This window comes from Sphingomonas sp. Leaf20, from assembly GCF_001421535.1.
In the GTDB taxonomy this organism is placed as follows: Bacteria; Pseudomonadota; Alphaproteobacteria; order Sphingomonadales; family Sphingomonadaceae; genus Sphingomonas.
The window spans coordinates 1,036,052-1,052,079 of the sequence record NZ_LMKN01000001.1; the positions used below are offsets into that span (position 1 = coordinate 1,036,052).

Here is a 16,028-nt window from a genome sequence, read left to right on the forward strand (position 1 = left end):
GCCCATCTCGTCGATCGCGTCCCGCGACCGCGCAAGTCCGCGTGACAAAGGTGGCCGCGCGGCTAGGATCACCGGCGACGACAACGAGATACGGAATTCGCGTGACCGCAAACCCTGCCATGCAGCACTCCGTCCAGACGCTGGCCGATTCGATCCTCGACACGCTCGTCCACCGGATCGGCAAGGATGCGCAGGCCGCGCTTCCGCACGACTGGCTCGCGGCGACGATCCTGACGGTGCGCAACGACATCGTCGAACGCTGGATGGCGTCGACCAAGGCGGCGCATGCGGCGGGCGCCAAACGCGTCTATTATCTCAGCCTCGAATTCCTGATCGGCCGGCTGCTGCGCGATGCGGTGACCAACCTGCAGCGCAGCGGCGAGGTATCGCGTGCGCTCGCGCTCCACGGCGTCGATCTGGCCACGCTCGAGGAGATCGAGCCCGACGCGGCGCTCGGCAATGGCGGGCTCGGGCGGCTGGCGGCGTGCTTCATGGAGAGCATGGCGAGCCTCGCGCTCCCCGCTTACGGCTATGGCATCCGCTATGTGAACGGCATGTTCCGCCAGCGGATCGACGATGGCTGGCAGGTCGAGATGCCCGAAAGCTGGCTCGCGCACGGCAATCCCTGGGAGTTCGAACGCCGCGAGAGCGCGTATTTCATCGGCTTCGGCGGCGAGGTCATCGCGACCGACAGCGGCCAGGTCCATTGGAGCCCCGCCGAGGCGGTCGAGGCGATCGCGGTCGACACCCCCGTCGTCGGCTGGCGCGGCGAGCACGTCAACACGCTGCGGCTGTGGACCGCGCGCGCGTTCGATCCGATCAAGCTCGACCGGTTCAACGCGGGCGACTTCACCGGTGCGCTCGCCGACCAGCTCCGCGCCGAGACGCTCACGCGCGTGCTCTATCCCAATGACTCCACCGCCGCGGGGCAGGAACTGCGGCTGCGGCAGGAATATTTCTTCTCGTCCGCCTCGATCCAGGACATCGTCCGCCGCCACATCCAGTATTTCGGCGACATCCGCACGCTGCCCGACAAGGCTGCGATCCAGCTCAACGACACGCACCCCGCGGTGTCGGTCGCCGAGCTGATGCGGCTGCTGATCGATCATCACGAATTCGCGTTCGACGAGGCGTGGAAAATCACGCGCGCCACCTTCGGCTACACCAACCACACCTTGCTGCCCGAGGCGCTGGAGAGCTGGCCGCTGCCGCTGTTCGAGCGGCTGCTGCCGCGCCACATGCAGATCGTCTACGCGATCAACGCAAGGCTGCTGCGCGAGGCACGCGGCGTGGACGGCATTGACGACCGCGCGATCGCCGCGATCAGCCTGATCGACGAGGGTGGCGAGCGGCGCGTGCGAATGGCGAACCTCGCCTTTGCCGGATCACACAGCGTCAATGGTGTCGCAGCCCTCCACACGCAGCTGATGAAGAAGACGGTTTTCGCCGATCTCCACCGCCTCTATCCGACGCGAATCAACAACAAGACCAACGGGATAACCCCGCGCCGCTGGCTTCAGCAGTGCAACCCCGGCCTCACCACGCTGATCCGCGACGCGATCGGCGACGGCTTTCTCGACGATGCCGAACGGCTGATCGATCTCGATGTTTTTGCCGACGATTCCGCGTTCAGGGAGCGGTTTTGGGCGGTGAAGCGTTCGAACAAGGTGGCATTGGCAAATCATATCAAGGACAGCATGGGGCTGCGCATCGACCCCGACGCGCTGTTCGACGTGCAGATCAAGCGCATCCACGAGTATAAGCGTCAGCTGCTCAACATCATCGAGACGGTCGCGCTCTACGATCAGATCCGCAGCCATCCGGAGCGCGACTGGACGCCGCGCGTGAAGCTGTTCGCGGGCAAGGCAGCGTCGAGCTATCACAATGCGAAACTCGTCATAAAGCTGGCGAACGACGTCGCGCGCCGGATCAATGCGGACCCGTCGGTCGGCGGGCTGCTCAAGGTCGCGTTCCTGCCCAACTACAATGTGTCGCTCGCGGAGAAGATCATCCCCGCCGCCGATCTCAGCGAACAGATCTCGACCGCGGGGCTCGAGGCGTCGGGCACCGGCAACATGAAGTTCGCGATGAACGGCGCGCTGACGATCGGCACGCTCGACGGCGCGAACATCGAGATCAAGGACCGCGTCGGCGACGACAACATCTTCATCTTCGGCATGACCGCGGACGAGGTCGAGGCAAAGCGCGCCGCGGGCTATGACCCGCGCAGTGTGATCGACGGGTCGGCCGAGCTGCGCCAGGCGGTCTCGGCGATCGCCTCGGGTGTATTCTCGCCCGATGATCGCCAGCGTTATGCCGGGCTGATGGGCGGGCTGTACGAGGGCGACTGGTTCATGCTCGCCGCCGATTTCGACAGCTATGCCACCGCGCAGCGCAGCGTCGACACACGCTGGAACGATCGCGATGCCTGGGTCGCCTCGACCGTGCGCAACGTCGCGCGCGTGGGCTGGTTCTCGTCCGACCGCACGATCCGCGAATATGCGCGCGATATCTGGACGGTGATGTGAAGCCACCCGAAGGCGCCATCGTTGCCCTGATCGAGGGGCGTCACGACGATCCCTTCTCGTTGCTCGGCGTGCATGCCGGCCCCGGGGGCACGTTCGCGCGCGCCTGGCTGCCGGGTGCGGCGACCGCGGAGGCGCATGCGCTCGACGGCACGACGCTCGGCACGCTGCCCCGGATCGACGATCGCGGGCTGTTCGAAGGACCGATCGACGGCGACCCGCAGCCGGTGAAATATCATGCCGAGGGCGGCGGCGCGGACTGGTGGGTCACCGACCCGTACAGCTTCGGCCCCGTGCTCGGCCCCGTCGACGATGTGCTGATGGCCGAGGGCAACCACCACCGCCTCCACGACAAGATGGGCGCGCACCTGATCGAGCATGAAGGCGCACACGGCGTCCATTTCGCGCTCTGGGCACCCAATGCGCAGCGCGTCTCGGTGGTTGGCGACTTCAACGACTGGGACGGTCGCCGCCATACGATGCGCAAGCGCGGCGATGTGGGCGTGTGGGAGATCTTCATCCCCGACATCGCCGAATATCGCGCGTATAAATACGAGATCGTCGGCCCCGATGGCCGGCTCCAGCCGCTGAAAGCCGATCCGTTCGCCTTTGCCAGCGAACTCCGCCCCGCGACCGCCTCGGTCACGCGCACGCTCGCGCACGAATGGGCGGATACGAGCCACCGCGCGCACTGGGCGTCGGTCGATCCGCGCCGCGTGCCGATCAGCATCTACGAGGTGCATGCCGGATCGTGGGACCGTGACGAGAATGACTGGTTCCTGACCTGGGACGCGCTCGCCGACCGGCTGATCCCCTATGTGGTCGAGATGGGCTTCACGCACATCGAGTTCATGCCGATCAGCGAACACCCCTATGATCCGAGCTGGGGCTATCAGACCACCGGGCTCTACGCGCCGTCCGCACGGTTCGGCGATGTCGAGGGATTTGCGCGGTTCGTCGACGGCGCGCATCTGGCCGGGATCGGCGTGCTGCTCGATTGGGTGCCGGCGCATTTCCCGACCGACGCGTTCGGGCTCGCGCATTTCGACGGCACCGCGCTGTACGAACATGAAGACCCGCGGCTTGGTTTCCACCCCGACTGGAACACCGCAATCTACAATTTCGGGCGGCGCGAGGTGGCGTCGTTCCTCGTCAACAACGCGCTGTTCTGGGCCGAGCGCTATCATATCGACGGGCTTCGCGTGGATGCGGTCGCGTCGATGCTCTATCGCGATTATTCGCGTGAGGCGGGCGAATGGATCCCCAACGACGCCGGCGGGCGCGAGAACTGGGAGGCGGTCGCCTTTCTGCGCGACATGAACCGCGCCGTGTACGGCCAGCATCCCGGCATCTTCACGATCGCCGAGGAATCCACATCCTGGCCGGGCGTCTCGTCCCCCGTCGGCGACGACGGCAAGAGCGGTGGGCTGGGCTTCGGGTTCAAGTGGAACATGGGCTTCATGCACGACACGCTCCAGTACATGGCGCGCGATCCGCTGCATCGGAAGCATCATCACGGCGAGATCAATTTCGGCCTGGTCTATGCGTTCAGCGAGAATTTCGTCCTGCCGCTGAGCCACGACGAAGTGGTCCACGGCAAGGGCTCGCTGCTCACCAAGATGCCCGGCGACGACTGGCAGCAATTCGCCAATCTGCGCGCCTATTACGCGTTCATGTGGGGCTATCCGGGCAAGAAGCTGCTCTTCATGGGGCAGGAATTCGCGCAGCGTCGCGAATGGTCCGAAGGCCGCGCGCTCGACTGGTGCCTGCGCAACAGCCGCAGCCATGAGGGCATCCGCAACCTCGTCCGCGACCTGAACACGGTCTACCGCGACAAGCCCGCGCTCCACGCGCGCGACTGCGAGGCCGAGGGCTTCGAATGGCTGATCGCCGACGATGCCGCCAATTCGGTCTTCGCGTGGCTGCGCAAGGCGCCGGGCGCGAAGCCGGTCGCGATCATCGCCAACATGACGCCGATCGCGCGCGCGCCCTATCGCATCCCGCTCCCGCTCGACGGCCGCTGGTGCGAGATCATCAACAGCGACGCGCATGAATATTGGGGCAGCGGGCTCGGCAACCTCGGCGGCGTGGTCGCCGAAGACGGCGCGGCATGGGTCACGCTGCCGCCTCTGGCCACGATCATGCTCGAGTATGAAGGCTGAAACGGAACAAGCCGCGGGTGACGAGGCGTTATACCGCGGACGATTAGGGAGAGACGAAGATGGTTGAACGGCGGGGACAGCCACTGGCGCGCGACGCGATGGCGTATGTGCTGGCCGGTGGCCGCGGCAGTCGGCTGATGGAGCTGACCGACACCCGCGCGAAACCCGCGGTGTATTTCGGCGGCAAGGCACGGATCATCGATTTCGCGCTGTCGAACGCGATCAATTCGGGCATCCGCCGGATCGGCGTCGCGACTCAGTACAAGGCGCATTCGCTGATCCGCCACCTGCAGAGCGGCTGGAATTTCTTGCGCTCCGAACGCAACGAGAGCTTCGACATCCTGCCCGCGTCGCAGCGGATCAGCGAGTTCCAGTGGTACGAGGGCACCGCGGATGCCGTGTACCAGAACATCGACATCATCGAGAGCCACGCGCCCGAATACATGGTCATCCTCGCGGGCGATCACATCTACAAGATGGATTACGAGCTGATCCTGCAGCAGCATTGCGAGACCGGCGCGGACGTCACGATCGCATGTCTCGAAGTGCCGCGGATGGAGGCGGTCGGCTTCGGCGTGATGGCGGTCGACGAGCATGACAACGTTACTGCGTTCGTCGAGAAGCCCGCCGATCCGCCCGCGATTCCGGGCAATCCGGACATCGCGCTGGCATCGATGGGGATCTACGTCTTCCACACCCGCCTGCTGTTCGACGAGCTGCGCCGCGATGCCGAGACGCCGGGATCGTCGCGCGATTTCGGCAAGGACATCATCCCGTACCTCGTCAAGCACGGCAAGGCGGTCGCGCACCGCTTCTCCGACAGCTGCGTGCGATCGGAGGGCGAGGTCGAGGCCTATTGGCGCGACGTCGGCACGGTCGACGCCTATTGGGAGGCGAATATCGACCTCACCGATGTGGTCCCCAAGCTCGATCTCTACGACCGCAGCTGGCCGCTCTGGACCTATTCGGAGGTCACCCCGCCCGCCAAGTTCGTCCATGCGGACGACGGCCGCCGCGGCGAGGCGGTGTCGAGCCTCGTGTCGGGCGACTGCATCATCTCGGGCTCGTCGATCCACCGCAGCCTGATCTTCACGGGCACGCGCGCGCACAGCTATTCGATGCTCGACCAGGCGGTGATCCTGCCGCACTGCGAGATCGGCCGCGGCGCGCGTCTGTCGAAGGTCGTCGTCGACCGCGGCGTCGTGATCCCCGACGGCCTCGTCGTCGGCGAGGATGCCGAACTCGACGCACAGCGCTTCCGTCGCACCGACAACGGCGTCGTCCTCGTCACCAAGTCGATGATCGACCGGCTGATCACGTGATGGCGCAGCGGGCAGCCCAACCCCCGATCGATGCATTTGCGACACGCGTTCTGTCGGTCGCGTCGGAAGCCTATCCGCTGATCAAGACGGGGGGACTCGCCGACGTGGTCGGTGCGCTGCCCGCCGCGCTTGCACCGCACGGCGCCGCGCTCACGACCTTCCTCCCGGGCTATCCTGCGCTCGCCGCCGTGACGAAGCGGGCGAAGGTCGTCCATCGCTACACCGATCTGCTCGGCGTCGAGGCACGCATCCTCAAGGCACGGATCGGCGATCACCCGCTCCTCGTGCTCGACGCGCCCAGCCTGTTCGCACGCGGCGGCGGCCCATATGGCGACGCGAGCGGGATGGACTGGGTCGACAACTGGCGTCGCTTTGCCGCGTTCGGCCGCGCCGCCGCCGATCTCGCCTCGGGTGTCGTCGAGGGCCATGCATTCGACATCCTCCACGCGCATGACTGGCAGGCGGCGATGGCGCCCGCCTATCTGCGCTACGCCCCCGGCCCCGGCACCCCTGCGAAGACGATCGTCACGATCCACAATATCGCGTTCCAGGGCCGCTATGGTCACGACATCTTCACCGCGCTCGCGCTGCCCGACGCCGCCTTCGCGCTCGACGGTATCGAATATTATGGCGGTGTCGGCTTCCTGAAGGCGGGGCTCGAGGCCGCCGACGCGATCACCACGGTCAGCCCCACCTATGCTGCGGAGATCCGCCGCGGCGAGTTCGGCATGGGGCTCGAAGGCCTGATCAACGATCGCGCAGGGCGTGTCTCGGGGATCGTCAACGGTATCGACCCCGCGGTCTGGAATCCCGAATCCGACGCCGCGCTGCCCGCGCGATACACGCACCGGACGCTGGGTCGCCGTCGTGCGAACAAGCGCGCGGTCGAGACGCTCTACGGCCTCGACAGCGGCGACGGGCCGATCTTCACCGTCATCAGCCGGCTGACCTGGCAAAAGGGCATGGACGTCCTCGTCGACGTGCTCGACGAACTCGTCGCGCTTGGCGGCCGATTGGCGCTGCTCGGGTCGGGCGACACCACGCTCGAACACGCGTTCCTAGCCGCGGCGGAGCGCCATCCCGGCCAGATCGGCGTGCGCATCGGCTATGACGAACCCGTCTCGCATCTGCTCCAGGGCGGCGCCGACGCGATCTTGATCCCGTCGCGGTTCGAACCCTGCGGCCTGACGCAGCTTTATGGGCTCGCTTATGGCTGCATCCCCGTCGTCGCGCGCACCGGCGGTCTTGCCGACACCGTGATCGACGCCAACGAGGCCGCGATCGCGGCGGGCGTCGCCACCGGCGTCCAGCACGACGGAGTCACGCCCGATGCACTCCGCCACGCGTTGCGCCGAACGCTCGCGCTCTATGCACGCCCCGATCGCTGGGCCATGTTGCAGCGCAACGCGATGCGCGCGGACTTCTCGTGGGACGAGAGCGGCCGCCGCTACGCAGACCTGTATTCGAGCCTTCTGGAGCCAGCATGATCCGCACCGTTTCGACCACGCCCTTTACCGATCAGAAGCCCGGCACCTCGGGTCTGCGCAAGAAGGTGAAGGTCTTCCAGCAGGCCAATTATGCCGAGAATTTCGTCCAGTCGGTGTTCGACGTCGTCGACGACAAGGCGGGTGCGACGCTCGTGATCGGCGGCGATGGCCGTTTTCTCAACCGCGAGGTGATCAAGGTCGCGATCCGGATGGCGGCGGCGAACGGCTTTGGCCGCGTGATCGTCGGCCGCGGCGGCATCCTGTCGACGCCCGCCGCGAGCCACATGATCCGCAAGCGCGGCGCGATCGGCGGGCTGGTCCTGTCCGCGAGCCACAACCCCGGCGGTCCCGACGAGGATTTCGGGATCAAGTACAACATCGCCAATGGCGGCCCCGCGCCTGAATCGATCACCGACGCGATCAACGCGCGCACGCTCGAAATCGACCGCTGGCTGACCGTCGACGCGGACGACATCGATCTCGACCAGGACGGCGAGGTCATGGTCGGCGACATGCCCGTCGAGGTCGTCGATCCGGTCGAGGACTATGCCGCGCTGATGGAGACGCTGTTCGATTTCGACGCGATCCGCGCCGCGAAGCTGACGATGGCGTTCGACGCGATGAGCGCGGTCACCGGGCCCTATGCAACCGAGATCCTCGAACGCCGGCTTGGGTTTGCCGCGGGCACGGTGCGCAACGGCACGCCGCTTCCCGATTTCGGCGGGCATCACCCCGACCCCAACCTCGTCCACGCGCACGCGCTCTACGAGACGATGATGGCCCCCGACGCGCCCGATTTCGGCGCGGCGTCGGACGGCGACGGTGACCGTAACCTGATCATCGGCCGGCACCGGTTCGTCACTCCCTCGGACAGCCTCGCGATGCTGGCGGCGAACGCGCACCTCGCCCCCGGCTATGCCGGCGGGCTCAAGGGCATCGCCCGCTCGATGCCGACCAGCGCGGCGGCGGACCGCGTCGCGGCAGCGCTCGGCATCCCCGCGTACGAGACGCCGACCGGCTGGAAGTTCTTCGGCAATCTGCTTGATGCGGGCATGGCGACGATCTGCGGCGAGGAGAGCGCGGGCACCGGCTCGGATCACGTCCGCGAGAAGGACGGGCTGTGGGCGGTACTCCTGTGGCTCAACATCTTGGCAGTCCGCGGCGAGAGCGTCGATGCGATCGCCCGCGATCACTGGGCGATGTTCGGTCGCAACTATTACGCGCGTCATGATTACGAGGGGATCGAGACGCCGCGTGCGGACGCGTTGATGGCCGCGTTGCGCGCCAGTCTCGCCACGTTGCCCGGCCAGCGCCATGGCGACCTGACCGTCGAGACCGCGGACGAGTTCGCCTATACCGATCCCACCGACGGATCGATCAGCCGCAACCAGGGTGTCCGGATCCTGTTCGAAGGCGGCAGCCGCGTCGTCTTCCGCCTGTCGGGCACCGGCACCAGCGGCGCGACGCTGCGCGTCTATCTCGAGCGCTACGAAGGCGTCGGCGGCGATCTCGACCGTGATACCGGCGACATGCTGTCCGGGATCGTCGCGGCAGCAGAGGCGATCGCAGGCATCGAACGGCACACCGCGCGCACCGCGCCGGACGTCGTGACGTGATCCGCCGCGCCGTGCTGCTTGCGGCGTCCGCGCTGCTCGCCGCCGCGGCACCGGCACCCGAGACGCCGCCGCGCTCCCCGGCGCAACTGTTCGGCCCGCTCTACACGGCGGTCCAGATGCGCGGGCTGTTTCCCGATTCGAAGACCTTTGCCGACGCGATCCCCCATCGTTCGGCAGAGGCGATCCTGGCCGCCTATTCGCGCTGCCGCTGCGACACCGCGCCGGCGCTCCGCCGGTTCGTCGAGGCGAACTTCGCGATCCCCGCCACCCCCGCGCCGCCGCCGACGATCCAGAAGCTGACGCTGAAGGCGCATATCGACGCGCTCTGGCCACAGCTCACGCGGACCCAGACGACCGTTCCGGCCGGCTCGTCCGCGCTGTCGCTGCCGAGGCGCTATGTCGTCCCGGGCGGCCGCTTCCGCGAGATGTATTACTGGGACAGCTATTTCACGCTGCTCGGCGTCCAGCGATCGGGGCGCCAGGATCTGGTCGAGGACATGGTGGTCGATTTCGGCAGCCTGATCGATCGCTACGGCCATGTCCCCAACGGCACGCGCACCTATTATCTCAGCCGTTCGCAGCCACCCGTCTTCTATCTCATCGCCGCGCTCTCGCGGGATCCGAAGACGCTCGCGACGCGCAACCGGCAGCTTCGCGCCGAACACGCATTCTGGATGGCGGGCGCCGAGACGCTCAGGCCCGGCGAGCAATCGCGCCGCGCGGCCCGCCTGCCCGACGGCACCTTGCTCAACCGCTATTGGGACGATCGCGACGATCCGCGCGACGAAAGCTACCGCGAGGACGCCGCGCTTGCCGACCAGACCCCGTCGCGCGATCGACGCCAGTTGTTCCGCGATCTGCGCGCGGCGGCGGAAAGCGGCTGGGACTTCTCGTCGCGCTGGCTCGGCGACGGGCGCTCGCTCGCGACGATCCGCACCACGCGGTTCGCCGCGGTCGATCTCAACAGCCTGATGTTCGGCATGGAACAGGCGATCGCCGCAAACTGCAGCGCGCTGGGCGATCCGGCGTGCGCGGCGGCGTTCACGGCGCGTGCGTCCGCTCGCGCGGCGGCAATCCGCAAGCATCTGTGGAACGGCCGGTTCTTTGCCGATTACGACCTCGACACCGACCATGCGAACGACTTTGCGAGCGCGGCGATGGCGTTCCCATTGTTCGCGCGGATCGCGACGCGCGATCAGGCGAGCGCAACCGCCGCCGCGCTCCGCCCGTTTGTCGGTGAGGGCGGTCTGCGCACCACCGCGATCGGCAGCGGTCAGCAATGGGACGATCCCAACGGCTGGGCACCGCTGCAATGGGTCGCGATCCAGGGCCTGCGTCATTATGGCGAGACCACGATGGCGGACCAGATCGCCAAGGCATGGCTCGCCAGCGTGTCGCGCGAATACGCAGCGAGCGGCAAGCTTCTCGAGAAATACGACGTCGTCGAGCGCAAGCCGGGCGGCGGTGGTGAATATCCCAATCAGGACGGGTTTGGCTGGACCAACGGGGTCACGCGCGCGCTGATGACCGACTGATCGCGCCGTACACGACACGTTCGCACGACATAAAAAAAGGGCGGGAGCCTTTCGACTCCCGCCCCCGCAGAGACACCCGGTATCAGAACTTCAGGCGGGCCCCGATCGTGTAGGCGCGACCGATCGCGTCGTACGTCGTCGGGAAGGTGTTGCCGCTGTTGAACGCCGTACCACCGACGGTCGACCCCACCAGAGGCGGCTTCTTGTCGAACAGATTGTCGACGGTCAGCGTCATCTCGAACTGGTCGGTCGGCAGGAAGCGGAGCGCCAGGTCGAAATAATCATAGGCGTCGATCCGCTCATACGCGTCGAGCAGTGTCGCCGGGTTCGGCCCGCCCGGCTGCGCGGTCGTCAGCGGCTGCGTCGCCGTTGCGCGGAAAGGCTCGATCGCGACCGAGTTGACGTGGTTCCACAGCAGCGAGATGTCGAACATCTCCTGGCTGTAGGTCACGCGACCATTCCACTTCCACTCGGGCCGCGGGTTGGTGCAGTTCGTGCTGTAATAGCCCGTGCAGTCGCGGTTGATCGCATTCGGCGTCGCCTGGAAGTGGTAATAGTCGAGCCACGTCGCGTTGAAGCCCAGCGACAGCGTGCCGGGGACATTGATCCCGGCATCCTGCAGCCGCGCGCGCTGCGTGACGCCGAAATCGATACCTGCCGTCTCGATGACGCCGAGGTTCGAATAGCTCAGGATGACGCCCGGCGTCTCGCCCGCCCCGTTCAGGCTGCCCGTCAACGGGTTGCGCTGAATCAGCTGGCAGAAGCTGTTATTGGCGAAGCTCGGGTTGAGCGCTGCCGAATAGCAGCCGTTGAGGATGTCGCCCTGCCCCGGCTGCGTGATCGCGTCCTTCACGACGATGTTGAAGTAATCGACCGTCAGCGAGAAGCCCGGCAGGAACGTCGGCGTCAGGACGCCGCCCAGCGTGTAGGTCCGCGCACGCTCGACATCGAGATCGCGGTTGCCCGCGGTCGTGACGTTGATCTGCCCCGAGGTCGGCTGGGGGATCGAGCCGATCGTGTTCGACGGCGCGCCGGTCGCGACGCACAGCGCCGCCAGACCGCCCGAGATCGCCCCCTGGCACGGATCGGGATTGAGGTTGCCAAGCCCCTGCACCGGCGAGGCGAAGAGCTCGGCGATGTTGGGCGAACGGACCGCGCGCTGGTACATGCCGCGGAACTTGAAGCCCTTGATCGGCTCATAGCCGCCGCCCGCCTTCCACGTCGTGCTGCCGCCCGTCGTCGAATAATCGGAATAGCGGACGCCGCCTTCCGCGGTCAGCTTGTAGATGAAGGGCACGTCCTCGACGAGCGGGACGATCAGCTCGGCAAACGCTTCCTTGGTCGTGATCTGCCCGAAATCGGCGGGCGTGCGTGCGCCGGTGCCGAGCACTTCGCCCTGGATCTGCGACGGGCCATCGGGCGTGCTGCGCGCGCTGACCTTGCGGTATTCGCCGCCGATCGCGAAACCGACCGCGTTGGTGGCGAACGGCGAGCTGAGCCCGAACAGGTCACCCGCGATGCTGCCGGTGACGACCGTCAGCTCGGTCTTGCGGGTGATGATCGCATCGAGATCGATGAACGCGAGCTGGTCGGCGGTGATGCTGCCGTTGGGGCCGAACAGGTTGAGCGGGACGCAGCCATTGCTCGTGTCGGCGCAGCGCAGCGTGCCGTCGGGCGTCCGATAGGCGCGCAGCGCCTGCTGGACCTTGCTGTACGACCCCCAGTTCTCGCGAACCTGGTTCTGCGACGTCTCGCCATATTGTGCTGACAGGTCGAACTTGATCCCGTCGGTGATCTTGCCGCGGACGCCGCCCTGAACCTGGAACATCTGCGAGGTGATCGGATTGCCGCGCGGGCCATATTCGGTGAAGCGACGCTGTGCGACGACCGGGACTTCGAGATAGCCCGCGGTCCCCGGGCCACCCTGGACCGCCGCCGCGGCGGCGCAGGCCGCAGCCGACACGCGCGGCTGGATTCCGGCGAGCGTCAGGTTCGTGTCCGAGTTGCAGATCTGGTTGCGCAGGCCGGCGGGCAGATACGGGTTGTTGAGCGCGAGCTGATAGGTGTTGCCGAACGTCGCCGACGGCGCGAGCTGCAGGCGGACTTCGCTGCGGCTGTACATCGCGGACGAATAGAGCTCGATCTCGTCGGCGACCTCGTAATGCGCGGCCGAGTAGATGTTGATCTTGTTGAGCGGCGTCTGGAAATAGGTGCCGTTGTTCGTGTTGTACGTGTCCGCCGCGGTTGCCGCCTGCAGCAGCCCGGTCGTCGGATTGACCACCGCGCCAAAGCTGCTCGTCGGGAGCCCCAGCGACGCGTTGCTCGGCGACGCGAAGATCGTCACCTGCGCCGCGGTCGCGCCGGAGAACTGGCCGTTCGCCGAGCTGATCGGGAACGCGCTGATGTCGCGCTGCGTGTGGAGCAGCGGGTCCGACTGGGTATAGCCGATGCCGAGGACGACGTTGCCCTTGCCGTCGGCAAGGTTGGCGCCGAACAGGATGTCGCCGCGATAACGTGCGGTGTCGCCGCGCTCGGAGATCCGGTAGTTCGACGTCGCCTCGACGCCCTGGAAATCGCGCTTCGTGACGAAGTTGACGACGCCCGCGACCGCATCGGCGCCATAGACCGACGACGCGCCGCCCGTGACGATGTCGACCCGGTCGATCAGGCCGACCGGGATCACGTTGGTGTCCGTCAGGTTGTCGAGACCGAACGGCACGATGCGACGGCCGTCGAGCAGCACCAGCGTGCGGTTGTCGCCGATGCCGCGAAGGTTGATCGTCGCCGACCCGTCGCTGCCGTTGTTGACGCCGGGTCCGAGCGATGGACGTACCGATGGCAGCGTCCGGAGCAGTTCCTCGGCGGTACCGGGCTGGCGGAGCAGCAGTTCCTGCTGGCCGATCACGTTGACGGGGCTTGCGGTCTCGAGGTCGGGACGGCCGATCCGCGACCCGGTCACGACGATATCGGTCGCGGGAGCATCGCTCGTCGCCTGCGCCTCAGGGGCAACCTCGACCGGTTCGGCAACCTGCGACAGTGCCGGTGTGGCCCCAATGAAAGCACTGACAAAGAGCGTGGACGCAAGTAACCTGCACCGCAAACCTGCATTCATGTAATTTATCTCCCCTGTGCGCGCCTACCCCCGTAGGCACGCCTCCCGTTTAGGACCGTTCCGGCCTTGCCAAGAGTGTGCATCGCAGTGCAGCATCCGACAATCAGCGTTATGACCAACTTTTCCGATTTGTTTCGGATGTGACATTTTCGATACAATGTCCGGATCGGACCTGCGTTATGCTGACCGTCGATCGGTTCGAGGGGGATCATGACGGACGTTTTTGGCATGGCCGCGCTCACCGCAGTGATGGCGACGCAGATGGCCGCGCAGACCGAGCTCGCGCCCCGGTCCGACAGGCTCGTGGCGGATTTTTCGCGCTGCCTCGAGATCGCCGACGACCGCGAGCGGCTCGCCTGCAGCGATGCCGCGGTGCGGACGCTCGTCGACGCCGTCAAGCGCCGCGACGTGGTGATCCTCGACCGCCGCCAGATCACCCGGACGCAGCGCTCGCTGTTCGGCCTGCCCGTCGATGCGGGCGCGCTGCTCGCGACGCCGGCGGCACCCGCCGAGCGGATCGAGGCGCTCGACACGGTGGTCACCGCGGTCGCGCCCGTCGCCGGCGCGCGCTGGACGCTGACGCTCGCCGAGGGCGGCCGGTGGCAGACGATCGCCGCGTGGGACGGCGATCGCGATCCGCGGCCGGGAATGGCGGTATCGCTCCACCGCGCCGCGCTCGGCAGCTACATCCTGCGCAGCCCCGGGCTGCGGAGCATCAAGGTCCGGCGTATTCCCTGAGCGCGCCCCTGCCCTTCGACATGGACGTCGGTTCTGCGTAGGATCGGCGGCATGACCACAGCCCCCTTGCGCCGCCGCAGCGCGCTCTACATGCCCGCGTCCAACCCCCGTGCGATCGCCAAGGCGCGCAGCCTGCCGTGCGACGTCGTCATCCTCGATCTCGAGGATGCGGTGGCACCCGGCGAGAAGGCGGCAGCGCGCGCGACGATGGCGGCCGAATGCCGCGCCGGCGGGTTCGGCGATCGCGCGCTCGTCGTCCGGATCAACGGGCTCGACACGCCCTGGGGCGCCGCGGATGCCGAGGCGGTCGCGGGGCTCGCGCTCGATGCGGTACTCGTCCCCAAGATCGCGTCCGACCGCGATCTCGTCGCGGCACGCGCGGCGATCGGCCCCGAAGGCCCCGCCTTGTGGGCGATGATCGAGACCTGTGCGGGTATTCTCGCGCTGCCGGGAATCGTCGCCGCCGCGTCGTCCGCGACGCTGACCGCGCTGGTCGCGGGGACCAACGATCTTGCCAAGGAGATGCGCTGCCGTCCGGGCACCGATCGCATGCCGCTGATCCACGCGCTCGCGGCAACCGTCACCGCCGCGCGCGCCGCGGGTCTGCTCGCGCTCGATGGCGTCTGCAACGCGCTCGACGATCCCGACCGGCTCGCGCGCGAGGCGTTGCAGGGGGCGACGCTCGGGTTCGACGGCAAGACGCTGATCCACCCGTCGCAGATCGCTGCCGCCAACAGCGCGTTCGGCCCTGCGCCGGAGCAGGTCGCCTGGGCGCACCGTGTGGTCGATGCGTTCGCCGACGACGCCAACGCCGCACTTGGCGCGATCCGCCTCGATGGCGCGATGGTCGAACGGCTTCACCTCGAGGAAGCCAGGGCGATCCTCGCGCTGGCCGGATAGCCCCCGCCCGCCGCGCCTAGCCGCGCGGCGAGACGATCAGCCGCGCGGGCGGCCGATCCAGTCCGCGACCTGCGTCGCGACGGTGTTCGCCGCGGTGTTGATCCCGGCGGCCGCCGACGGTGCATCGATCGCCGCGACGGGCACACGCGCCTCGAAGCGATGCTTTTCGACCGTCTGCATGCCCGCCCGCGTCAGCGCCGCGTCGAACGTCACGACGGCCTCGCGCGTCGTCGCATCGAGCCCGAAATTGCGCAGCTCACCACCAAGCTGCGCGCTCGGATCGCCGACGGCCTGGACCGACGACAGCACGACCATCCCCGTGCGCGCCGCCACCGTATCCGACATCAGCCGCGCGAACAGCCGCGCGGGCGGCTCCGCCCATTGTGCGTCCTTCACATAGGCGATCGACGTCGCGGTCGACTGGACCGGAACGCGCGCCGTCGCGAGCGCCTGCGGCACCGTTGGCACCTGCAGCGTGATCGACCGGGCGGTCCCCGAATTCTGGTCCTGCCCGACAGGAACCGACGATGCCGAGGTCAGCGTCAGCAGCGTCGGCGGTGGTGCCGCGCCAAAGCTGATGCAGGCGCTGAGCGGCAATGCCGCGAGGAGGATGAGCAGCGGTGTCTTCATG

At 67.4% G+C, this 16,028-nt stretch carries 10 protein-coding genes; 8 read left to right on the plus strand and 2 right to left on the minus strand.

What is annotated here, in order from left to right; translation table 11 throughout:
• The first annotated feature begins 119 nt into the window (after nucleotides 1-119).
• The 6 genes from ASE72_RS04690 to treA are packed head-to-tail and all read left to right on the plus strand — an operon-like array spanning nucleotide 120 to nucleotide 10,647.
• Nucleotides 120-2,528, plus strand: a complete 2,409-nt coding sequence (locus ASE72_RS04690) for a glycogen/starch/alpha-glucan phosphorylase (RefSeq protein ID WP_056018962.1) — start codon at nucleotides 120-122, stop codon at nucleotides 2,526-2,528.
• Nucleotides 2,525-4,687, plus strand: a complete 2,163-nt coding sequence (gene glgB / locus ASE72_RS04695; protein ID WP_056017266.1) for a 1,4-alpha-glucan branching protein GlgB — start codon at nucleotides 2,525-2,527, stop codon at nucleotides 4,685-4,687. Before ASE72_RS04690 ends, glgB begins: the two co-directional genes overlap by 4 nt.
• A 59-nt stretch (nucleotides 4,688-4,746) precedes the next feature.
• Nucleotides 4,747-6,009 carry a glucose-1-phosphate adenylyltransferase gene (glgC, locus tag ASE72_RS04700; protein ID WP_082445782.1) on the plus strand — a complete coding sequence of 421 codons (1,263 nt, stop codon included), beginning with the start codon at nucleotides 4,747-4,749 and terminating at the stop codon, nucleotides 6,007-6,009.
• A complete protein-coding gene (glgA, locus tag ASE72_RS04705) occupies nucleotides 6,009-7,496 on the plus strand; it encodes a glycogen synthase GlgA (RefSeq protein ID WP_056017273.1) in 1,488 nt (495 codons plus the stop codon). The genes glgC and glgA overlap by 1 nt, the downstream gene beginning before the upstream one ends.
• Complete coding sequence (locus tag ASE72_RS04710) at nucleotides 7,493-9,112, plus strand: alpha-D-glucose phosphate-specific phosphoglucomutase (RefSeq protein WP_056017276.1); 1,620 nt, start codon at nucleotides 7,493-7,495, stop codon at nucleotides 9,110-9,112. Before glgA ends, ASE72_RS04710 begins: the two co-directional genes overlap by 4 nt.
• Nucleotides 9,109-10,647: an alpha,alpha-trehalase TreA gene (gene treA / locus ASE72_RS04715; RefSeq protein ID WP_056017279.1), complete on the plus strand. Its 1,539-nt coding sequence runs from the start codon at nucleotides 9,109-9,111 to the stop codon at nucleotides 10,645-10,647. Before ASE72_RS04710 ends, treA begins: the two co-directional genes overlap by 4 nt.
• Before the next feature lie 82 nt (nucleotides 10,648-10,729).
• Here treA and ASE72_RS04720 read toward each other — a convergent pair whose 3' ends face one another.
• Complete coding sequence (locus ASE72_RS04720; RefSeq protein ID WP_056017282.1) at nucleotides 10,730-13,759, minus strand: TonB-dependent receptor plug domain-containing protein; 3,030 nt, start codon at nucleotides 13,757-13,759, stop codon at nucleotides 10,730-10,732.
• A gap of 210 nt (nucleotides 13,760-13,969) precedes the next feature.
• On the opposite strand from ASE72_RS04720, the gene ASE72_RS04725 reads away from it, so the two are divergent.
• Nucleotides 13,970-14,497 carry a hypothetical protein gene (locus ASE72_RS04725; protein WP_156350125.1) on the plus strand — a complete coding sequence of 176 codons (528 nt, stop codon included), beginning with the start codon at nucleotides 13,970-13,972 and terminating at the stop codon, nucleotides 14,495-14,497.
• Nucleotides 14,498-14,548: 51 nt separating this feature from the next.
• Nucleotides 14,549-15,397: an HpcH/HpaI aldolase/citrate lyase family protein gene (locus ASE72_RS04730; protein ID WP_056017288.1), complete on the plus strand. Its 849-nt coding sequence runs from the start codon at nucleotides 14,549-14,551 to the stop codon at nucleotides 15,395-15,397.
• Between the two features lie 36 nt (nucleotides 15,398-15,433).
• Here ASE72_RS04730 and ASE72_RS04735 read toward each other — a convergent pair whose 3' ends face one another.
• Nucleotides 15,434-16,027 carry an ABC-type transport auxiliary lipoprotein family protein gene (locus ASE72_RS04735; protein ID WP_082445869.1) on the minus strand — a complete coding sequence of 198 codons (594 nt, stop codon included), beginning with the start codon at nucleotides 16,025-16,027 and terminating at the stop codon, nucleotides 15,434-15,436.
• Nucleotide 16,028: the final 1 nt, after the last annotated feature.